Here is a 21,795-nt window from a genome sequence, read left to right as displayed (position 1 = left end):
CAGTGTCCAACACAACGAATTACTACAGGAGAAATTACCTGTATTCAAGTCACCGGCTCTTTATCCCGGAATCCAAACAAAAAGCGGTGAACACCTGTGGAAAATGCCGGTTCTACATCATAATTATCGGCAGAGAGGAGAAAAAAATGGGGTGCGCCGCCCTCATCCCCAAGTATTTTGCCATGAAGAGAAAAATTCCGTCTGAAATTGATATCGGGGAATTTTTGAAGGAAATCGGCAAAGTCGGGCTGCAGAACGCCGTTACCTGCTGTGGTGAACACCTTAACGCCTGCGCCCTTTTTCAGCCCAGAAATAATCCCGGCTCTTAGGTTGTGGCCCCGGCTGCCGTCATTGCCGCCCGGAAAGCGCTCCGCGCCGCTTCCGCAGTTCTTGCCAATTCCTTGTCGCTGTGCACCAGGGAAATAAACGCCGCTTCAAATTGGGAAGGGGCCAGGTAAATTCCCTGCTCCAGCATGGATTTAAAGAAAGCGGTGTAGCGTTGGGTATTTGATGAACACGCGCTGGAATAATTATTAACTCTTGCTCCGGTAAAAAAGGCGCACAACATCGACCCGACCCGGTTGAAACAAACTTCCGCGCCGGTTTCCCCGGCTGCGTCAGCCAGTTGGCCGGCAAGTTTTGCCGACTTTTCTTCGAGACTTTCATAAACACCCGGCCGGCTTAAAATTTTCAGAGTGGCGATACCGGCCGTCACCGCCAGGGGGTTTCCTGATAGCGTTCCGGCCTGGTATACCGGCCCCGCAGGTGACACCTGCTCCATAATTTTGACACTGCCGCCGTATGCGCCCACCGGCAGACCGCCTCCAATCACTTTGCCGAGGCAGGTTAAGTCCGGGGTTACTCCGTAAAGCTGCTGCGCCCCGCCGTAAGCCACACGAAACCCGGTCATTACTTCGTCAAAAATCAACAGGCTGCCGTATTCCCGGGTCAACCGGCGCAGCCCTTCCAGAAAACCCGGGGCGGGCGGAACGACACCCATATTTCCCGCTACCGGTTCCACAACCACCGCCGCGATTTCTTCGCCTTGTCGTTTAAACAACTCATCCAAATAAGTTAAGTCGTTGTATGCCGCGTTTATAGTATCGGCAGCCGTACCGGCCGTTACTCCGGGACTAGTGGGCACACCCAGCGTCAGCGCTCCGGAACCAGCCTTAATCAACAGATAATCGGCGTGCCCGTGGTAGCATCCTTCAAACTTGACGATTTTATTCCTCTTCGTATATCCCCTGGCCAGCCGGAGCGCGCTCATGACGGCTTCGGTGCCGGAATTAACCAGGCGCACCATTTCCACAGAGGGTACGGCGTCAACAATCATGCCGGCCAGGACATTCTCCAATTCAGTCGGCGCCCCAAAGCTGGTCCCGGTCTCGTCCAGGCAGCGCTTCAGCGCCTCAACCACCCGCGGGTGACGGTGCCCCAGGATCAGCGGCCCCCACGAGCCCACGTAGTCAACGTATTCGTTCCCGTCAGCGTCATAAACCAACGGTCCTTCACCCCGTTCAATAAAAAGCGGGGTTGAATCCACCGATTTGAAGGCGCGCACCGGACTGTTGACACCGCCGGGGATAACTTTTTTCGCTTGCTCAAAAAGCTCAACCGACCTGGTATAATTCCTGGCCACCTGATGCTAACCTCTTTTCTATTCAAAATAACGCATGCTGCTTTTTTTAAGCTCAGCGGTGCTGTACAGCAGGGAATAATTTGTTACCCCGGTGGCCCGGGACAGCCTTTTGGCGATTCCTGCACAGTATTCCCGGCTTTGCCCATGAACAACGGTAAAAAGGTTATAAGGCCAACCGGGACGCCGCGGACGCCGGTAGCAGTGAGTGACTTCTTTAAAACCAGCCATTATCCGGCCTGTCTCAGACACCTTCTCTTCCGGCACATCCCACACCACCATGGCGTTTGCCACGAAGCCGAGCTCAAAATGCCGCACGGTCGCTCCAAAACGTCTGATTTTTCCGTCGGTAATAAAACTTCTGATCTTCTCTACAAGCTCATCCTCGGTCATCTCTAATTCTTCCGCTATCGACTGATAGGGACGGGTAACCAGAGGCAGGCCGTTTTGCAGAGCTCTGATTATCTTTTTGTCTTGTTCGGTTAGGATTTTATCCACCTCGTTCAACTGAGACTGAAATTCACTTTAATTTTGAATACTTCTTCCGCGGGAAGTTCCATTATTTCCCTAATACCTGTTTTTTCCCGCATTAGATTTAATATTTCTCCCAACTCATCTTCGCTGCCGGCCAACACGGTAAACCATATATTAATCTGGTGTTCTCTCAGGTAGTTATGGGTCACGCCGGGGAAAGAATTAATTATAGCCGCTACCTCATCCACTCTATCCGGTTCAACACGCATGGCGCATAGAGTGCCGCTATAGCCAAGTTTTCTTGATTCAAAAACGGCGCCCAAGCGGCGGATTACTCCTTCGTCCTGCATTTGCTTCAGCCTGGCCAGGACTTCACCCTCGCTAATACCGATAATTTCCCCCAGCTTGCGGTATGGTTCCGACAATAGAGGAAATTTCTCCTGCACCAAATTTAATAATTTCCGGTCGATCTTGTCCAAACGCATAAACCAAGACCCCTTCAGACTTATAACCTTTAGTGTTCGGTCCGGTAAAGACACCACGGTTCTTCAGCCAGATAATCACCATGATAGAAATAGGCGCGGGCCCGGCAACCGCCACAAACCTGTTTGTATTTACAGGAGCCGCAGCTTCCTTCGTACTCCTCTTTTCTCAATGAATGGAAAATATTAGAATTATGCCAGATTTCACCGAAAGTCTTCTCGCGGACATTACCGGCCGGGATATTTAGGTAGGCGCACGGCTGGACGATACCTTTAGGGCTGACTATGCAGTAAGATATTCCGGCCAGGCAGCCTTTGCTGAAACGAGTCTTTACCCCCAACTGGGCGGCAATCCGCATAAATTGAGGGGCACATGTCGGCTTTAGCTCAATTTTAACTTCAGCTTGTTTGCGCATTATCCGGTGCAGCAGTGCCTCGTACTGAGCGGCTTTTAATGATTCGGCCTCAATGTTGACAGCGCGGCCGGATGGAACCAGGAAAAAAATATGATGCCCGACAGCGCCTATATCCACTGCAAAGTCGGTTAATTTCTCTATTTCAGGCAGATTCCATTCCATCACGGTGGTATGAATCTGAAAAGGAAGGCCAACCGACCGGCAGGCGCGCATCCCTTCCACCGCCCCCTGCCACGCTCCCGGAGCGGCTCTGAAGTCGTCATGACTGGCCGGGTCGACGCTGTCCAGGCTGATTCCCATTACCGCAGCGCCGGATTCCTTGAGCCGCCGGGCCACTTCCCCGTTGATCAAAGTGCCGTTGGTGCCGAAAACAGGTCTCAGACCTTTTTCCTTCGCCCGCGCTACCAATGTATAAATGTCGCCGCGCATCAGCGGCTCGCCGCCGCTGAAGATCATGATCTTAAAACCGGCTTCGGCTATCTGATCTACCAGCGCCAGGCCTTCCTTTGTATCCAGTTCCTCATTTGACCTCTCCCCGGCATCGCGGTAGCAGTGCCGGCAGTACATGTTGCAGGCGTTGGTGGTATTCCAGGATACTATCACGGCTGTTCCCCTTCCCGCAGCCATCTTGCCGCATCTCTAGCGTGGTAAGTGAGAATAATGTCCGCTCCCGCCCTCTTGATGCCGGTGAGCAACTCCAGCACAATCTTTCGCTCATCGATCCAGCCCTTTTGCGCGGCCGCCTTGATCATACTGTATTCACCGCTGACATTGTACGCCGCCACCGGAAAACCTGTCTCGTCCTTGACCCGCCGGATCACATCCAAATAAGCCAGGGCGGGCTTGACCATGACGATGTCGGCACCCTCTTCGATATCCAGCCGGACCTCCCGCAGCGCTTCACCGGCATTGGCCGGGTCCATCTGGTAAGTCTTGCGGTCGCCAAATTGCGGGGCCGAGCCCGCCGCTTCACGAAAAGGTCCGTAAAAGGCCGAGGCGTACTTGGCGGAGTAAGCCATAATTAAAACATTTTCAAACTCTTTGGCATCCAGCGCCGCGCGAATCGCCCCCACACGGCCGTCCATCATATCGGAAGGAGCAACCATGTCCGCTCCTGCCGCCGCGTGAGACACTGCTGTCCTCGCCAGCAATTCAAGAGTTGGGTCGTTTAACACACTGCCGTTCTCAACAACGCCGCAATGACCGTGACTGGTATACTCACAGAGACATATATCGGTAACAACCAATAAACCGGGAAAGGTCTTTTTAATTGCCCGCACCGCTTTCTGGACAATACCGTCGCGGGCGTACGCCTCCGAGCCAAGCTCATCTTTAACTGCGGGGATGCCGAAAAGAAGAACACCGGGTATTCCCAGCCCTGTTACATCCGTCAACTCTTCCAGCAGTCTGTCTATCGAGTAGTTGTATATGCCGGGCATAGCCTCGACAGGCCGGGCGATACCCTTCCCATGAGTAACGAAAACGGGATATAAGAAGTCGTCCACGGATAAAGCCGTCTCACGTACCATCCGGCGGATAATTTCATTCGACCGTAAACGCCTTGGACGCTGCTCGGGGAAAGACATTGTATAAGACCTCCATAGTTATTAATGTGGGACAAGAAGACAATGTGAGAAGATAATGGGGACGGTTCTCATTGTTTGCATTGTTTGTGGTTCTGTACCAGACAATAAGAACCGTCCCCATTGTCCTCTTTGTCCTTTCTTCTATTGCAGTCCGATCTCTTCGTCGGTCAGGTAACAGGCCGGGTCCGCTTCCCAGAAGTCACCGGTTACCGCTTCGGCGCGGGCCCGGAAGTTGCCGTTGCAGAGATCCAGCCACTTGCATGCGGCGCAGCGCCCTTTCAGCAGGGGCTTCCTGTTTTTCAACCCCGCTAAAACAGGCTGAGAATAATCGGTCCATATTTCCCCGAATTTCCTGTCCCGCACATTGCCAAAAGTAAGGTTTTGGGTAAACTGGTCGGGGTGGACGTTGCCGTTCCAATCTACCGCTCCAATCGCCATCCCGGTGCGGTTGCCGCCGTTCAGCCGGAGCAGCGTTAAAACCTGTTCCGCTCTTGCCGGGTCGGTTTTTTTAAGCTTTAGATATATGTATATACCGTCGGCGTGATTATCCACCGTCAATATTTCTTTCTTGATACCGCGCCGGTGGAAGTCCGCCGTACGCTCCATAATCAAGTCTACTGCCGCTCGTGTTTCATCCCTGGATATGTCCTCCTCCGCCATTTTGCTTCCCCGGCCGGCGTAGACCAAGTGGTAGAAGCAAACCCGGGGTATATTTTCCTTTTCAATCAAGTCAAAAATATCATTTATTTCATGATAATTATGCCTGTTAATAGTAAATCGCAATCCTACCCGCTGTCCTACGGTGACACAGTTCCTGATGCCGTTGAGGGCAGCGTTAAAAGCACCGTTGCGGCCCCGGAAGCGATCATTTATTGCACCGGTGCCGTCAAGACTGACACCAATATAACCGATACCCAATTCATTGAATAATTTAACTCTTTCCTCATTCAGCAATGTGCCGTTCGATGATAAAGTTATCCGGATGCCCTTGCCGACCGCGTAAGCAATCAGTTCAGCCAGATCATTTCTTAGAAGCGGTTCGCCGCCTGAAATCAAGAGAACAGGTACATTAAACTCCGCCAGGTGCTCGATAAAACGCCGCGCTTCCCCGGTGGTCAGTTCGCCTTCATATTTTTTTGCGTCTGAACTGGAATAACAATGGATGCATTTTAAATTGCAGGTTCGGGTGCTGTTCCATACCACCACCGGCCCATATCCCGCAGTTACGCCGTGTGCCTGGCTTCCCGCTCCGCTGCTGTAACGCAGGGAGTCGCCGAAATAGTCACCGCCGCACAATAGCTTAGTCACGCTGATCATTTATTCCAACACCTTTGTTCAAGTATTCAGGAGTCAGGAGTCAGAATATTTGAAGATAAAAAAACCATGCTCTTATTCTGACTCCTGTCTTCTGACTCCTGACTCCTGCAATTTAACAATGACTTCAACCAATCCTTCGATTGTGTATTCCTTCGCCACCACGTCAACCTGGAGGCCCAATTCGCGGGCAGTGCCGGCTGTAACCGGTCCGATACAGGCGACAGCGAATTTCCCCCGCATATTGTTAATTAATGTGCCGCCAACCATATCAGCAAAATATCGCACGGTGGAGGAGCTGGTAAAGGTAACCAGATCTATTTCTCCCCGGCGGAGCATTTCCTTTAACGCAGCGCCGCTGCCGGACTCCGGCACGGTACGATAAGCAGCGACCTCAGTCACAACAGCTCCCATTTCGCTCAACGCCGCAGGCAATACCTTACGGGCTTCTGCCGCCCTCGGCAACAGCACACGTTCTCCACATGTTAATTTGCCGCGCATCCCCCTGGCTATTTCTTCAGCCCGGTATTCACCGGGCATGTATTCCGCCAAAAGCCCGTATTTTTCCAGCGATTCTCTTGTCTTGGGTCCAATAGCGCAAAGCCTGGCATTATGGAGTTCACGGATATCCTTCCGGTGGTGGCGCAGTCGCTTAAAAAAGGCTCCAACACCATTTACACTGGTAAACACAACCCAATTGAAATTATTCAGTTCTTTAATAGACTGGTCCAAAGGCGCAAAATCTTCGGGCTCAGCAATTTTTATCGTGGGAAATTCCACTGCTTCACCGCCAAAGGCTTCAATTATCTCTGAAAGAACACTTGCTTGTTCCCTTGCACGGGTTATCAATATTTTCTTGCCGAATAGAGGTTTGTTTTCAAACCATTTCAGTTTTTCCCTTAATAGAACGACCTCGCCCACAATAATTACAGCCGGGTTTGTGAAACCCGATCTTTGGGCCTGCTCATGAATGTTCTCCAGTGTTCCGACCAGAGTGCGCTGCTCCGGTCTCGTGCCCCATCTCACCAACGCCGCCGGTGTCTGGGAAGAACGGCCGCTATTTATTAAACGTTGCGTTATTTCCTGCAAGTTCGCCATACCCATTAAAAAAATTAAAGTATCCGCGCTCGTGGCGATTCTGTCCCAGGCTATACTGGAATCATCCTTTAGCGGGTCTTCGTTTCCGGTGATAATAGCCAGGGTAGACGCATAATCCCGGTGAGTCGCCGGAATGCCGGCATAAGCGGGTGCCGCTATGGCTGAGGTTACACCGGGTACAACTTCAAAACGCACTCCCGCTGCATGAAGAGCTTCGGCCTCTTCTCCGCCACGTCCAAAAACAAAGGGATCTCCTCCCTTCAGCCGGACTACCACCTTCCCTGCGCCGGCTTTCTCTGCCATCAGCCGGCATATTTCCTCCTGTTTTAAAGCGTGGCAGCCGGGTTCCTTGCCCGCATAAACAATTTCAGCCCCGGGCCGGACAAACGCCAGGAGCCTGTGGGCGACCAACCGGTCATATATAATTGTATCGGCTTTTTTGATTAACTCAAGACCGCGCACGGTAATTAATTTCGGGTTACCGGGGCCCGCGCCCACCAGGTAAACAACACCTTCACACATTATGGCAATTCTCCTGCCGCATATTCCGCAACAATTCTCCAGCACCCTTTTGCAACAGCTTTTCCGCCAGCTGTACGCCGATAGACACCGCATCCTCGGCCAAACCTGACCATGAAGAGCGCACTAGTTTCCCGCCGTCCAAACCCGCTACTGCTCCTTCCAGCAATAAGCGCCCGTGCTCAACGGTACCAAGAGCGCCGACCGGTACCTGGCAGCCGCCTTCAAGTTTCCTCAAAAGCGCCCTTTCAGCAGTAATAGCTGAACGCGACTCATGATGATCAATTCTACCGGTCAGGTTCTGCATTTCTTCATCCCCGGCGCGTATTTCCACACCAATAGAGCCCTGCCCTACCGCGGGTAAACACGCTTCAAGAGGAATCAACTGCGTAATCCTGTCATCAAGCCCCAGACGGTGCACCCCCGCGAAGGAAAGTACGACGGCATCCATCATTTCGCTTTCCAGTTTGCTCAGGCGGGTGTCTATATTGCCTCGCAGGTCGATAATTTTAAAATCATTCCGGTAGTGACACAACTGAGCGCGGCGCCTGAGGCTGCTGGTGCCGATAAGCGCGCCCGGAGGCAAATCCTTTAGTTTGTTGCCCTTACGGGAAATCAACACGTCTCCGGGATTTTCCCTGCGGCATACCGCTCCTACCGCCAGTCCCTCCGGCAAAACAGTGGGCATATCCTTCATACTGTGCACAGCCAAATCAATTTTACCACGCAGCAAGGCCAGTTCCAGTTCTTTTGTAAAAAGTCCCTTGTCTCCGATTTTCACCAGGGCTGTATCAAGATTTTTATCTCCCAGAGTCTTCATGCCCACTATCCGGAAACTATATGCCGGCCCATACTTCTGCAAGCAGTCTTTTACCCAGTTGGCCTGCCAAAGAGCCAGCCTGCTTTCCCTTGTGCCGATAACGATTTCTTTTTTCATATAAAGCTCAAAACTCCTAATTATTTTAGGCAAGACCGGTTTTGTTCTCAACATTGGCATTTGGTGTTTTATTTTTGGTTTTTTGCCCAGGAACATTCAGGCAAAAAAGATTTTGCAGCACCTCGGTATAGAGATGTCCTTCATTGGTCACGGCATAATTTTTTAACTGAGTTACCGGTATATGCAAGATCTGATTGACAATCGAATTGGCCAGAGAGCAAACTACCTTTTGATCGTGCTCGGAAAGTTTTTCTAAACGATTTAACGCGCGTCTCAGCTCATTTCGTTTAATCTCTTCTCCCCACTGTTTTAAGGCGGAGATAGTAGGAATAACGAACTGCGTCCCCAACCACTTCATGAACTCACTTAATTCTTCTTCGATTATTTTTTCAGCTTTTATGGCTGCCTGTTTTCTTTCGGCCAGGTTGCGGTCCACGACCATCTCCAAGTCGTCAACATCATAGAGGGCAACCCCGTTGAGCTCGCCTACTTCAGTTTCGATATCCCTTGGCACTGCCAAGTCAATCATGATCATTTCCCGTCCGTGCCTTCTTTTGATAATGTGACTTACTTCGTCAGTTTTGATTACACAATGGGGAGCCGCGGTAGAACTAATTACAATATCCGCCGTTTCAAGGCATTTGGACAATTCATCAAAATTAACCGCTTTTCCTGCAATCTGTGACGCAAGCAGCTCTGCCCGGTCGAAGGAACGGTTTGAAACAATAATACCTGAAACATTGTTTGCCGCCAGGTGTTTTGCCGCCAGTTCACTCATTTTGCCGGCGCCGACAATGAGCGCTGAACAACTGGACAGGCTGCCCAGCCTGCTCTTCGCCAGCTCAACCGCTGCATAACTGATTGACACGGCGTTCCGGTCGATTCCGGTTTCCGTACGGACGCGCTTGCCGATAGCGATAGCCTGTTGAAACATGGTATTTATTATACGGTTGGTCGTATTATAATCACAGGCCAGCATGTAAGCCGACCGCACCTGACCAAGTATTTCGGTCTCACCAAGCAGCATTGAGTCCAATCCTGCCGCGACCCTGAATAGATGCCGGACAGCATCATAAAGAGCATGGCAATAAGTAATATTGATTATTTCGGAAACATCCACACCCGACCAGCGGGATAAAAAATCCCGGATGGCGTTAAGCCCTTCATCCACCTCCGACGTGGCGGCGTAGACTTCAGTCCGGTTGCATGTCGATAAAATAACACATCCTTGTATCGCGGGATAAGTTTTTAGCAACTGCAAAGCTTTCTCCAGGGAAAACCCGCTGAATGACAACTTCTCCCGCACTTTAACCGGAGCCGTTCTGTGGTTAAGTCCGACTACTGCGATAAGCACTAGCTATTCGCTCCTTTACCAAATCCATCCTGCCGCTTTTAAGAAAACACAGCACTTCGTCGCAAACCATATTCTCAAGAATTTCTTTTTTCTTTTTTGGGTCGGATATATTATTAATTACGTCTTGGCGAATATCAGCAATCAAATCTAAAAATTCACCATATTGAAGGCCGTAAGCCGTTTCCAGTTCCTCGCGTATTTTTCTGGCCAGCAACGGACTCTTGCCGCCGGTCGATACCGCGATGGAAAGCGCCCCCCGTTTGACTACGGCAGGAACGAAGAAATTGCATTTCTTTGGGTCGTCTACAATGTTCACAAAAAGATTTCTGTCCGTGCAGTCACCTGCAACTTGTTGGTTTACTTCTTTGTTGTCCGTGGCACAGATTACCAGGAAAACATTATCTAAGTCCGCCGGCCGGTATTGCCCCTGTCTATAGAGAATCCGGCCGGATTCCGCCATATCCCTGAGACCTGGGGTTAATTCCGGACCGACAACTTGAACGGAGGCGTCGCATTCAAGCAAGGAGCATACTTTACGTTCCGCCACCTGCCCGCCGCCGATTACTAAGCATAATTTACCACTTAAGTCCAGAGATATCAAGTAATGCCCCATCCATAACCTCCGCCGTGATAAATAGTTTATATTCAAATTAAAGACATTTTTAAATTTAATGCTTTCTGACTTTAATAAAATCAGCAATCATTGAAAGGTTATTTCTTGCGGGTAAATCCGGCAATGCCATAAGTTCTTCTTTGGCCTTGCTCAAATATCTGTTTACTACTTCAAATGAACATTCAATAGCTCCACAGCTTCTGATTATTTCAATTGCTTCCTGTACTTCCTCTTCACTTTTTTCCGTTTTTCTTACCAATTCCACCAAACGCTTTTTCTCTCCGGATTTTTCAAGAGCATAAATAACCGGCAAGGTGATAATTCCCTCGCGGAGATCGCCTCCTACCGGCTTGCCTAATTTGCTTTGATCAGCCACCATATCCAGGATATCATCAGTTATTTGAAAAGCCATACCAATATTATTCCCATATCTACGAAGTGGCAGGTATATATTTTTGTCTGCTCCGCAAGCTACCGCGCCAAGTTGTACACTTGCCGTAATCAGAAAAGCAGTTTTGCGTTTGACCCGATAAAAATAGTCCTTCGTTGCCTGGCCAGTATCAAAGGAAGCTGTAATCTGCCGGATCTCACCTTCACACATCTTTACACTAACATCAGATAAAACTTTTGGGATTAATGGCTTTTTCTTTTCGTATTGGGAAATAAGAACCAAGCATTTTGCGAAAAGGTATGTTCCGATGTGAGTGGATATACCTTGACCCCACTTGGCGTTCACTGTAGGAACACCCCGGCGGATAAGTGAATTATCAACCACGTCGTCATGAATTAGGGTGGCCATGTGGACTAGTTCCAGGGCAACTGCCAGCGGAATTACATCTTCTAATTTAAAGTTGCAAAACTTGGCTCCCAACAGACTCAGCGCAGGCCTCAATCGCTTACCGCCTGCATAAAAGAGGTGTGTAGAGGTTTCTGTCAAAAATGGGTCTTGCACCTGTAGTGTTGCCTGCAACTCTTTTTCTACAACTTGCATGTCTTCCTCTATGCCTTTATAGAGCTCCAGCATTTTTCCACCTGCAATTACTCCGTTTTTAAGACAAAAATGCCAACAAAGTGGCATGCTTAGCCATATTTATCGGTTTTAAATCACCTTAATAAATATTCGCTGATTTATGTTAAATTCCTCCCCATATTAAGTAGATAGTTGAAAATACATAAACAAACAGACAAACAAAGTTTTTATCAGTGTCGAAAAGCATAGTAGAATTAATTCCATTATGGCTCTCGTTGCCGGGTAATAGAATGTATGTTATAATTTCTAGCGGGGGTGGATGGTGCCTGGTGGTGCTCCTGGTCTTCAAAACCAGTCGTCGGGCAGTGCTCCTGTCCGTGGTGAGTTCGATTCTCACACACTCCCGCCAGCAACAGCACTCTTTATAATTAACTCATCCTTCAAAATTTGTCCCCCAAAGTATAAGTTTACAATTTTTCCTAAATAATATATAATAACAGTGTATTCCTCATAAAAAGGAGGTAAATTACTTGGGTTATTTCAAGATTCGCAAATATAGTTTTATTTTTAGTTTTCTTCAACATCTTATTAGCATGCGTCCTACTATAAAGAGCGGTAAAAAAATTCTGAGTCCCGGCAATATATTGTTTATAGGTTTATCTATAATCCTAATGATATTTTTTATTTCAACCGCGTTGGCTGATATCTTTAATGGAATACCAGTCTTCCAATGGCTTAGCACAGGCTGGAATTATATTATGGGGGTACCGATTTCGGATATCGCCGTTGGAAGTGAAAGGATAATAACCGAAGCAGCAAAAAACACCATTCCGCAGGAAATCATGTTATTCGGGCAATTAACCCTATCATCCATTGGAGTGGTTCTATTAGCATTATTAGATGAGGTTCTCGGGATAGGATTACTCTTTACTGCTTTCATAACACGGGTAATTAATCAGTTTATAAGACCGCTAGCCGCACTTTCATGGCTGTTATTATTCGCTAGTTTAGTTCCTTCAGTCGTAACGCGTCTATAAGATCATTAAAAACCCGGCACGCTCAGCCGGGTTTTTGCTTTCAATCCCACACTCTCTCCACGCTATATAATTGAATTAAGTTGGTTAATTCTTACGGTGGCTTTTGAATCTTGGTTGGGATGCATTTTAATTACGCTGCTTATAGTTCAATACTAATTTTTCAATAACAGACCCCAGCAATCCGCCTGTTATTCCGCCTAAAATCCCGCAGAATATCGGGCTGATTTCGTAACTATATATAACACCCAATGTTCCTCCCATAGCAACCCCGATAAAAAAGCCGTTATATTTCGTATTGGTAGAGACTCTGGCTTCTTTAACCTGGCTAAGGCCACGATTGTTCTCCATTGCCTCGTTATACGCATGCCAAATGGAGTACGCGTAAAGGCACGGATAAAACAATATCCACTGAAAGTCGGCCACGTCAATAGCATTCTGATACTCTCCCCTGAATGAATAGAGAATGGCTAGATTCAGGCTTGCTTTAATGTTAATTATTAATTCCATTGCGACCAGCAAAAAGCCGACAAGGTAATCCCCGATATAAAGCTGCCCAAAACCAGGAATGGCTACCGACCACAAGGCCGACATCAAAGGCGAACGATATTTTTTCATTTCTGCTCACCACCGATATCTCGATGTTTCCTTTATTGTTAGCGTTCGCTTGAATTTTAGTCGTCATCTGACTTTTGCGCAATGTATTGATAATGATGAAAGCAAACAGAAATGGGCCAGCCATTGCACGCCGATCAGAACAAGCTCTAAAGTGGGTGGAACATCATCCAGGCGCATATTTGAAAGCCATCTTGCCCATAGTTTTACCTTCCATAATTACCAAAGGCTCAGGGGTTAATCTTTTACTAATAAATTGATAACAAAACTGAAAATTGATATGAAAAGAGCGGAAATAATTGCTGCTGTAAAACTATGGATATCAAACCCTTTGATCACAGCGGCGGCAAGCCATATCATCAGTCCGTTAATTACCAGGGTAAACAAGCCCAGCGTAATAACATTTAACGGCAGCGTCACCATTATTACTATCGGCCTTATGATAGCGTTAATAATCCCTAAAGTGATCGAGCCGAATATTGCGCCTGGAACAGTAACTTCAAACCCTTTAATAATGCTTGCTGTTAAAATCACAGCAAAAAAGTTTAAGATCCACCTTATCAGCCACCCTGCCATGGATAGTCCCTCCAGATCTAAACTTAAACAACTTTTATTCTATATCATATTCTTGATCTTATCATAAAGGAACCATTCTTGCCCTCCAGCAACACTGTCCCATTATTCTTCAGATTCATTCCCTGAACTGTCAGGAAGCCACTCTCCATCTTCTTCCTCAAGCGCAGGCACATCTTCATCAAGCTCGCCTTCATTCTGCGCATCGCCGTTTTCACCATCGAATGATGCCCAGGATAAGTTTACATGAGTTGGGTAGTAGTATAACGGCTCTTCCATATTGCCGTATGTGACCGTCGTATCAATGGTAACTATATTTCCTTCGTCTACTTCACTTTGCATTTCTGTTTCAACCGGACTCATTTCGTGCAAGTTAAAATCCGATTCACCCGGCGTCAGGTTCCATTTCTTGTCGCCTGGTCCTCCTAATCTTCCATTCCATAAATGCATCCTCACCAAATTTTCCGTATTGTAAGCCGAATCTCCTTTTAATTCATCCCAGCCTTCTGGATCAACGCTCGGCTGGTTTGCGCCTTGCTCTAAAGTTTCTCCGTAAACAGTCGCTGTTACATGATGCGCGCGCCCATTATCTTCTTCATGAGACTGATCATCCACTTCAATAGCCATTTGAAGCACTGCGCTGTTATCACTAACTTGATTACCGCCATCTGCGGCCGGTTGCAAGGCGGTTGCGGATTTTAGCAATTGCATAACAGCCTTGTTGCCAATTGTTCTTTGCAGCTGCAGTATATTATCTTGAGTTTGTAAAAAGCCGGGGTGTAAACTTTTTTGTGTCAAGGTATGTTCTTCAGTCTTTTTCCGATCATGTTTTTCTGAGACATCATGATGCTCATTGGCTGCTTTTGACTTGTTTTTATACATAACCGCCTCCATTATTAATCTGTCTAAATATGTCGATTCGTGCAATAATAACAACGACCGCCGTTAGGGCGGTCAATCAACACATTGTTCTTTTGTTATAATTCGACGAGAATATTCCGGTACCTTCAAAAAAGGGTTAAATATTATTGCCTGTTGTTATATCGCAATTTGTTTTCCCAGGAATCCTGCCGCAGTTTCAGCCATTTTTAGCTCAAGCCGCCCCATCTTTGCATCCGGATTTTTAGACATAAGAATTACGGCCCCTATAACATCGCAATCCACAATTATCGGAGCAATGATAATCGAAGTGGAAATCGCAACATCGTCTGCAGTTAATGACAATGGCGTCGCGCAAAGCTTTATTCTTCTTTCTTCCATGATCCTTTCGATCTCCGGGTTAAGCTGTCTGTTTAGCAATCTCTTTTTATTAGAGCCGGCCACGGTAATAATATTTTCTTTGTCAGCAATACAAACAGTGTGACCAAGTGAATTATATAAGGATTGCGCGTATTCTTCCACTAATAGGCCCAGCTCTTTTATCGGAGAGAATTTCTTAAAAATGACCTCACCTTCGTAATCGGTTAGTATTTCTAGAGATGAGTAATGTTTAATACGCAGTGAGTTCCTGATTTCTTTGGGTATTAAGAACCTGCCGAGTTCATCTATGCGGCGCACAAATCCAGTTGCCCTCATTATGCAAGTCACCACCAATTGTATTAGGTATTTGCCGGATAATGACATTTCCTGTAGAAAATTATCATCAGCCATTATATATATACGAAAGAGGATGACTTGTTGCGGGGTATGGTCTACAAAATATTTTTTTTAAAAATCCATTCCTGACACATTCCGGCCATAAATGCTCAAACGGTGCAAACGCTTGTTGTTTGCACCGTTTTGCGGATTAATTAACTATTTGTCCAGGTAAACTCTCCTGTCCAAGTAATGGAATGCTATTCAGTTTATATCTAAATCAGGTCTGCCTTCTGCAGCATTCTCATAACAATGGTTGCCGCCTCCGCTCTGGTAATGTCGTGATCAGGCGTGAGCATACTGTCGTCGCCGACCATTATTCCTGACTTGACGCATGCCGCGGCAGAGTTCCTGGCCCAGCTGTCGATGCTTTCATTATCCTTGAATTTGGCAAGCTGCGCGTCCACATCCGGTCCGGCGCTATCGGCATCAATGCCGGCCAGCTTGGCCGCCCCGGCGATAATCACCATCGCCTCTTCCCTGGAGATAGCCTTGTTGGGATTAAACGTCCCGTCGTTGTAACCGTTGATGATACCATATGCATACGCCGTGGATACTGCCCCGTTAAACCAGTCACTGTCACTGACGTCTTTGAAGTTATTTTTATTGCCCTTTTCACCGAGTCCAAGAGCCCTCACTATTATTGCCGCGAACTCGGCGCGGGTGACCTCCCGGTCAGGCGAATAATTATTCTCGTCGACGCCGCTGACAACCAGCCTTGAGCCCATTTCATTCACGTAATCCTTTGCCCAGTGGCTCTCCACATCCTTGAACGCCTTGAGATGCCAGATTACCATGTAGGTGCTGTTGGTCAAACTGTTTACGACCGCGTAATATTTGCCGTCCCTGACTATAATTTGGGTCGGCACGTGCGTAAATGTTCCGTCGCTGTTCACGATCACGGCCGTGGTTATCCTCTGGGGATCTATCCCCTCCGGTATGGCGATGGTTCTTTCAACAAAAGCATTGAAATGCGTCACTTCCACTGTTTTGTTCCCGTATGTGCAGGTCACCTTGAAGTCGACCGGGGGCACAACTATGGTATAATTATTTTTCTCCGCCGCGTCCTCGACGAATTGGACCGTCTCGTCCGTGCTCCTGGCAATCTCAATGTTCACGTTGATGTCTTTAAGCTCAACATTCTGGCCGAGTTGGGCTGAAACATCGTCAATATTAATCTGCGCCGCGGGCAGGGTGTACGAAGCGTTCTCCGTCTTTATTTCAACAACTGCGCTCTTTTGCTCCATGCTCTTGACCATCTGCCCGGTAAGCTGTCCGATAACCGTATCGGCATCGGTGCTGACCGGTATGGTAACTACTGAGTTTTCGCCTTCTTGTTTCAGCTTTTCCTCGAGTTTCTCGGGATCCAGGACGACAGTGGTCACGGCGCGGTCACCGACCGTTGTAGTACTGGCGGTGGCCATTCCAGCTTCGACTTTGCCGTTGACCATTATCTCCACGTTTGACGATGGTGAAGTCGGCTGTTGAGTTGGGGATGTACTAGGTCCCTTGCCGCTGGATTTGCGCGTTATCGTCAGGATGAAGCTTTCGCCGGTGCTCTGGCCCCCGCTGTCGTATACCGTAGCGGACACGGTAGAGGTCCCGACGGAGGTAGGTATACCGCTGATCAATCCGCTGGCTTGGTTGATGGTGAGACCGGCGGGCAATCCGGTTGCGGTCCAGGTATAAGGTTCGGTCCCGCCCGTGGCAATCAGGGTTGCGCTATAAGATATTCCCACTCTGCCGCCTGGCAGGCTGCTGGTACTGATGGTTAAGCCAGATGCCGGGTTCACTGTCAGGGTGAAACTAGCGCTGTCGCTGCTGCCGTAGTAGTCGTATACCGTGGCTGACACGGTGGAATTTCCGGCGGAAACAGGATTACCGTAAACCTGACCTGATACGGTATCTAGAATTAAACCCAACGGCAAACCAGTCGCGCTCCAGGTATATGGTGCGGTCCCGCCGCTCGCTGTTAATGTTGCGCTATACAATGCGCCCACAGTGCCGTTAGGCAAGCTGACGGTGGTAATGGCCAGAGTGGGCGTGCTAGTTGCCGGCAGGTTGACTTTTGCACTGGTTATTCGGGTAAGCCCGGTGGTATCGAACGCCAGTTGTGCATCTGTGACTGCCGACGCGTTGGTAGCACCCAAGTTGGTGAAGGTCGCCACGCCGGCGCTTGCTGTCACGGTCACTGTTCCAGTGAGTATCCAGTCACCTGTGTCTACTTTGGATGCTGTTACTACTGTCGTGTTATCGTTTGTGCAGGTGTTGCCGTAGGTGTCCTTCAGGGTTACCTGGGGCTGCTGGGCAAACTGTCCTCCATTAGAATCAGGAGCAGTAATGTTCTGCGTAACCACCATTGTGATAGCAGCCCCGTGATTTATTGTCTGGGATACCGTCGAGCTGTTATAGCCTGGGGCTGTGATCACTACATCTGCTGTTGCCGGGGTTTGTAGTACCGCATTTCCACCACTTGGCTTCAAGGTCACTTTTCCGCTGGATACCACATAGTCTGTGGTCACTGTCAATGCCGTTCCGCCAAAGCTTACTCCCGTGATCGCTCCCTCAAACGCTGCATCCGCCCCGAAGGTTATCTCTATGTCATTATCCACGTTGTTGTCTGTGGTGTCCGCCGTGAGTATCTTTATCCACTTCGCATACAGGGTATGATTGCTTGTCGTATCCACAGCCGTGGTGTCTGTTATTTGATCCCCTGTTCCGTTATCTCCGTTATACCAGCCGTCAAAGACATACCCAGCCTTACCCGGTGTCGGCATTGGTTCAGACGTCATTCCATCGGCAGCTTTGCCATAGGCAGATTGGAACAGTTTAGTCTGTGTTGCCGGGGTTACTGTTCCGCCTTCCGGGTCATAGGTCACCGTGCAAATTTGCGGAGTAGAATTTTGAACGATGCTTAAATCATCGACGTAGAGGTTATACCCCCAATCGGAATAACCCAGCAAACCAATCCGTACAGTATCCCCTGTACTGCATGTAAAAGTGACTGTATGCTGAACCCAGCCAGTCCCGTCCACACGCTTAATTTGCGGCCCTAAGTCTACCCAGGCTCCCCCATTAAAAGAAATTTGAGTTTGGATATAATCATTCGCACCGAGGATTGTTCCGCCATCATTATAGACATCCGGATGCTGGTAGAGATAGAAACTCAAATCGTAAGAACCCGCCGGTAAACCAAAGCTCCGGCTGAACAGCCGCGTGCTGAGAGGCCTATTAGCGTTCCATATATCTTCCTTCATCATATAGGAACCACTATATGGGTTGATGGTAAGATCCAAATCATAACCAGTCTGACTTTGCGTTTCTGTTTCAACTCTGAACCATTTTAAAGGAGTTGAACCTCCAATTACCTCTTCCGTTTCCCAATCATCCTGAAAATAACCCGCATTCTCAAAACCTTCGGAGAACGGTACGGAAAATACCCTGTGCTGGGTCCTCCCTGACTCGGGCATAGAAGCAGTTGCAGTTGAAACAAATACTTCGTGAAGAGAAGGCAGCGTGGGGATGCTAATCGTTATGGAAGTTTGACCGGCCGCTACAGTGCCGCTGCCTAATAAAGTCCCGCCTGTTGCCGCGTCATAAATTTTAATCACATCATCAACGGCACATCCTGTGACAATGACCGTTTTCGACACGATGTCACTGTCGATCGACCCGGAAGGCGTCGGTGGCATACGCAGCTGGGGATAAGATTCTGCCCCAAGATACCAGACCTCATTAAAATCCCAGCCGCTGTAAGTTCCCGCTTGCTGCAACGCTGCCGAAGTCTTCGGTTCTGCCCCGGTATTACCGGAAGGCGAAGCGATTCCGTAAGTTGCGGCCGTATCCAGAAAGTAGTTACCGGAAACAGTAGCGTTGTATGTATTGGAGACAATACCGCCTTTTTGTGTCGAGGCTCCGGCAAATGATCCCGCAAAGTAACAGTTTTGAATCGTTGCATTACTTGCAGATCCGGCAATTCCCCCCACCGATGCTCCCGACACCCCCTGAAGCGTAGCAGTGCTGTAGCAATCCTTTATTGTGCCCTGATTGTTGCCAGCAATGCCTCCGACGGATGAAGTATCGCTTTGAGCTTCTACGGTTGTGTTCACAACACTGCAGTTCTGGATAGTCCCGCTGCTCCATCCGGCAATTCCTCCCACACTACAAACAGAACTTGGATCGGTACATAAAATAGCTGAGTTCTTCAAAGTTAGATTTTTTATTACTCCCGGTGCATCTGTATTGAAATTCGATACATTACCCAATAAACCCGCAGTCCGAAGCGGAGTAGTAATATTAAGATTGGATATGCTTCTGCCGCTGCCGTCATATATACCGCTAAACATGTCCGCTTCAGTACCTATAGGGTCAAAAGTAACTCCCGAGCAATCAATATCATTGATCTGCTTAAAATTTTTATCTCTGACCGTGCTGATATTTTCTGAGAGCCATTGCAAGTTTCCAGCCGTAGAGATAAGATATGGACTTGCAGCTGTTCCGTTTCCTGTCGGCTGTTCCGACGCGGCAAATGCCTTGTCAATTCCTTCATTCAGTCCGAACGACAGGCAGCAAATCATCAGCGTTGTAATAAAAATTACCATTATTTTGTTGAATACTCTTCTAAATATCCCAACTCTCCCCTTTCTCTCTGCCTGATTTAGTTACATCCCCTGCGGCCTGAATTTATATCCGCTTGCTTTCTATTCGTTAATTTTCCAGTTGGAACTTAATTTTGATATTAAAGGAGCGTTATCAGTTGAAAGAAACAATCTCCATCTCTTCTGGTAAGGATAACGACAAAAATATAATTTGACTTCCCCTACACCTTCGTATTTTACGACTACTTCGAAATAGTGGGTATTACGTTTGCGACAGCGTTTTTCTTTGCCTTCTTCTTTCAATGGCACAGTAATTGCTTGGCATTTATTGAAACAGATATTTTTCTCACAAGACTCCTACCCCAGAGCCGTTAAAACAATCAACCTGCAACCACAGCGTGGCTACAGGTTTTCACCGTAAACTTTATTTATGTTGCCGCTCTGGTTATGGTAATTTCATATTTCTTGAAATCCGACCCTATAGCCGCATTGCAGATAACAGTTACCAGGTTAGTTCCTACCTGCAGGTCGATAACCTGAGATGGTTGTCCGCTCTGGACTGCAACACCGTTCACCGTTATGCTTCCTCCAGCCTCTGCTGTTGCCTGTATCTGAGCTGTTGTCTTTGTATTGGCCACAGAAGAAGTATAAGCATAAGTAGTTTTGTTGAAGGTTGGCGTAAGACCTCCGCCCTTTATCCCGACAATTAGCATCGCCGACAAATACGGGCTGCTGGCCCTGGTCACGTTAACCGTGTAGGTATTCACCTCTCCAATCGCCGGATATACCTCCACCGGTATCGGATTATTCACGCCGGCATTCAAATTGACCGGCGCCGAGGGCTGCCCGTTGGCGCAGGCAATACCGTTAACCTTTATGGTCGCGTTACTGTCCGCCACCGTGGGCGTTATTGTGATACTGCTCAGATCATAACCTGCGTTTGAGGCATAAGCATTGGTCGTCTGGCTAAATGGCGGATTAAGCACCAGTGAGTTGCTTAATACCAGATTTGAGAGATAGGGATTGGTCGGATCGGCGGCATATATCTCCAGATCCACGATTGAGGCAAAATTCGTATTGCAACGTAGTCCCTTGGTCACATAAACTCTAACCCACCTGGTCTTGTGCGGGGCAATTGCCCGGTCGGTTTGGTTGGCCGAATTATTAGTCACGGAATCCAAATCAAACCAGTTGGCATTATCAAGGCTTCCCTGCAACTTGTAATCGGTTAAATTATAATTTGGCGACCAGCCGATCAAACCCATCTGCTTGACCAACCAGCGGTTAACCCAATAAAAAGCGCCGAGATCGACAATCAGCCAAACAGGTGATGGCGGCGTCGGTTCAGGCGGCAACGGAGAGGTACCCAGCCACCGTCCCAGCGGAGTTAAAGTACCGTCAACCGCCTTGGCCGGTGCATAAGGATAAACGAAACTGCTCGCATTAGCGAACTTGTTCCGGGCAATGTTATCACCCATAAAATTCCACCCCTTCTGAGTCTTTTTCACATCTCTTGATAGAGTTGTAAGAATAATCTTATTTACCCTTAGTCTCTGGTTGGATATATACCGGAAATGCAAATATAATAACCAGTGCCGGGCTGCGGTTCGGCGCCCTGTAAATTAGGTATGGCAAAAGTGGTAGTCCCGTTACCGCCGAATTTATTGCCGATTAAGGAAAACAGCGCGGTATATTGTTGAATCTGAAGAATTTGGCCGTTGCAGAGCAACCAGCCCATGGGTACAAATGAATATGGAAATACGACAATTTGTCCTAAAAAGTAATCCATAATGTCATCCTCCTTAACTAAATAAATAGGCTCTCGGCATTAGATGGGAGGAATCATTAAATCTGGAATAAAGCAACTGGAAATTCTGGCATGCCAGGCTAAAAAGACTGTCCTTTTCACGACATTCCTAAAAATGGGCATGGCAAAGA

At 48.1% G+C, this 21,795-nt stretch carries 20 protein-coding genes and 1 tRNA gene; 3 read left to right on the top strand and 18 right to left on the bottom strand.

Going from position 1 to position 21,795, the window contains the following annotated elements:
• The first annotated feature begins 2 nt into the window (after positions 1 to 2).
• Positions 3 to 329, top strand: a complete 327-nt coding sequence (locus L9W92_RS06005; protein WP_240082836.1) for a hypothetical protein — start codon at positions 3 to 5, stop codon at positions 327 to 329.
• On the opposite strand, the gene hemL is transcribed toward L9W92_RS06005, so the two are convergent.
• The 11 genes from hemL to L9W92_RS05950 form a co-directional block, all read right to left on the bottom strand.
• The gene (hemL, locus tag L9W92_RS06000) at positions 326 to 1,642 is read right to left on the bottom strand and encodes a glutamate-1-semialdehyde 2,1-aminomutase (protein WP_240082835.1); all 1,317 of its coding nucleotides are present in this window, start codon (positions 1,640 to 1,642) and stop codon (positions 326 to 328) included. The genes L9W92_RS06005 and hemL overlap by 4 nt on opposite strands.
• 18 nt (positions 1,643 to 1,660) lie before the next feature.
• Positions 1,661 to 2,128 carry a siroheme decarboxylase subunit beta gene (ahbB, locus tag L9W92_RS05995; protein WP_240082948.1) on the bottom strand — a complete coding sequence of 156 codons (468 nt, stop codon included), beginning with the start codon at positions 2,126 to 2,128 and terminating at the stop codon, positions 1,661 to 1,663.
• Positions 2,129 to 2,142: 14 nt separating this feature from the next.
• Positions 2,143 to 2,598, bottom strand: coding sequence for a siroheme decarboxylase subunit alpha (gene ahbA / locus L9W92_RS05990; protein ID WP_240082834.1), 456 nt, complete (start codon positions 2,596 to 2,598; stop codon positions 2,143 to 2,145).
• A gap of 29 nt (positions 2,599 to 2,627) precedes the next feature.
• Complete coding sequence (nirJ2, locus tag L9W92_RS05985) at positions 2,628 to 3,614, bottom strand: putative heme d1 biosynthesis radical SAM protein NirJ2 (protein WP_240082947.1); 987 nt, start codon at positions 3,612 to 3,614, stop codon at positions 2,628 to 2,630.
• Positions 3,611 to 4,597, bottom strand: coding sequence for a porphobilinogen synthase (hemB, locus tag L9W92_RS05980; protein WP_240082833.1), 987 nt, complete (start codon positions 4,595 to 4,597; stop codon positions 3,611 to 3,613). The genes nirJ2 and hemB overlap by 4 nt, the downstream gene beginning before the upstream one ends.
• A gap of 141 nt (positions 4,598 to 4,738) precedes the next feature.
• The gene (gene nirJ1 / locus L9W92_RS05975; RefSeq protein ID WP_240082832.1) at positions 4,739 to 5,914 is read right to left on the bottom strand and encodes a putative heme d1 biosynthesis radical SAM protein NirJ1; all 1,176 of its coding nucleotides are present in this window, start codon (positions 5,912 to 5,914) and stop codon (positions 4,739 to 4,741) included.
• Positions 5,915 to 5,986: 72 nt separating this feature from the next.
• A complete protein-coding gene (cobA, locus tag L9W92_RS05970; protein WP_240082831.1) occupies positions 5,987 to 7,531 on the bottom strand; it encodes a uroporphyrinogen-III C-methyltransferase in 1,545 nt (514 codons plus the stop codon).
• The gene (gene hemC, locus L9W92_RS05965; RefSeq protein ID WP_240082830.1) at positions 7,524 to 8,465 is read right to left on the bottom strand and encodes a hydroxymethylbilane synthase; all 942 of its coding nucleotides are present in this window, start codon (positions 8,463 to 8,465) and stop codon (positions 7,524 to 7,526) included. Before hemC ends, cobA begins: the two co-directional genes overlap by 8 nt.
• 25 nt (positions 8,466 to 8,490) lie before the next feature.
• A complete protein-coding gene (gene hemA, locus L9W92_RS05960; protein WP_240082829.1) occupies positions 8,491 to 9,819 on the bottom strand; it encodes a glutamyl-tRNA reductase in 1,329 nt (442 codons plus the stop codon).
• Positions 9,794 to 10,432, bottom strand: coding sequence for a precorrin-2 dehydrogenase/sirohydrochlorin ferrochelatase family protein (locus tag L9W92_RS05955; protein ID WP_240082828.1), 639 nt, complete (start codon positions 10,430 to 10,432; stop codon positions 9,794 to 9,796). The genes hemA and L9W92_RS05955 overlap by 26 nt, the downstream gene beginning before the upstream one ends.
• 55 nt (positions 10,433 to 10,487) lie before the next feature.
• Entirely contained in the window at positions 10,488 to 11,456 is a 969-nt protein-coding gene (locus tag L9W92_RS05950; RefSeq protein ID WP_240082827.1) for a polyprenyl synthetase family protein, read from the bottom strand.
• A gap of 257 nt (positions 11,457 to 11,713) precedes the next feature.
• Here L9W92_RS05950 and L9W92_RS05945 point away from each other — a divergent pair.
• A tRNA-Sec gene (locus tag L9W92_RS05945) sits at positions 11,714 to 11,811 on the top strand.
• A 121-nt stretch (positions 11,812 to 11,932) separates the two neighbouring features.
• Complete coding sequence (locus tag L9W92_RS05940; RefSeq protein WP_240082826.1) at positions 11,933 to 12,439, top strand: hypothetical protein; 507 nt, start codon at positions 11,933 to 11,935, stop codon at positions 12,437 to 12,439.
• Between the two features lie 126 nt (positions 12,440 to 12,565).
• Here L9W92_RS05940 and L9W92_RS05935 read toward each other — a convergent pair whose 3' ends face one another.
• The 7 genes from L9W92_RS05935 to L9W92_RS05905 all read right to left on the bottom strand — a co-directional run bounded on the left by L9W92_RS05935 (position 12,566) and on the right by L9W92_RS05905 (position 21,646).
• The gene (locus tag L9W92_RS05935) at positions 12,566 to 13,054 is read right to left on the bottom strand and encodes a hypothetical protein (RefSeq protein WP_240082825.1); all 489 of its coding nucleotides are present in this window, start codon (positions 13,052 to 13,054) and stop codon (positions 12,566 to 12,568) included.
• 234 nt (positions 13,055 to 13,288) lie between these two features.
• Positions 13,289 to 13,627: a phage holin family protein gene (locus L9W92_RS05930; protein ID WP_240082824.1), complete on the bottom strand. Its 339-nt coding sequence runs from the start codon at positions 13,625 to 13,627 to the stop codon at positions 13,289 to 13,291.
• Positions 13,628 to 13,729: 102 nt separating this feature from the next.
• The gene (locus tag L9W92_RS05925) at positions 13,730 to 14,506 is read right to left on the bottom strand and encodes a DNA/RNA non-specific endonuclease (protein WP_240082823.1); all 777 of its coding nucleotides are present in this window, start codon (positions 14,504 to 14,506) and stop codon (positions 13,730 to 13,732) included.
• A gap of 156 nt (positions 14,507 to 14,662) precedes the next feature.
• Positions 14,663 to 15,199: a stage V sporulation T C-terminal domain-containing protein gene (locus L9W92_RS05920; RefSeq protein ID WP_240082946.1), complete on the bottom strand. Its 537-nt coding sequence runs from the start codon at positions 15,197 to 15,199 to the stop codon at positions 14,663 to 14,665.
• A gap of 275 nt (positions 15,200 to 15,474) precedes the next feature.
• Complete coding sequence (locus tag L9W92_RS05915) at positions 15,475 to 19,860, bottom strand: S-layer homology domain-containing protein (protein ID WP_240082822.1); 4,386 nt, start codon at positions 19,858 to 19,860, stop codon at positions 15,475 to 15,477.
• 425 nt (positions 19,861 to 20,285) lie between these two features.
• Positions 20,286 to 21,335: a cadherin-like beta sandwich domain-containing protein gene (locus tag L9W92_RS05910; protein ID WP_240082821.1), complete on the bottom strand. Its 1,050-nt coding sequence runs from the start codon at positions 21,333 to 21,335 to the stop codon at positions 20,286 to 20,288.
• A 68-nt stretch (positions 21,336 to 21,403) separates the two neighbouring features.
• Positions 21,404 to 21,646: a phage tail protein gene (locus L9W92_RS05905; protein WP_240082820.1), complete on the bottom strand. Its 243-nt coding sequence runs from the start codon at positions 21,644 to 21,646 to the stop codon at positions 21,404 to 21,406.
• Between the last annotated feature and the right edge of the window lie 149 nt (positions 21,647 to 21,795).

The organism is Pelotomaculum terephthalicicum JT (genome assembly GCF_022410535.1).
In the GTDB taxonomy this organism is placed as follows: Bacteria; Bacillota; Desulfotomaculia; order Desulfotomaculales; family Pelotomaculaceae; genus Pelotomaculum_D; species Pelotomaculum_D terephthalicicum.
Note: the sequence above shows the minus strand (reverse complement) of the source record. Positions and strands in the feature narration are given on the sequence as shown.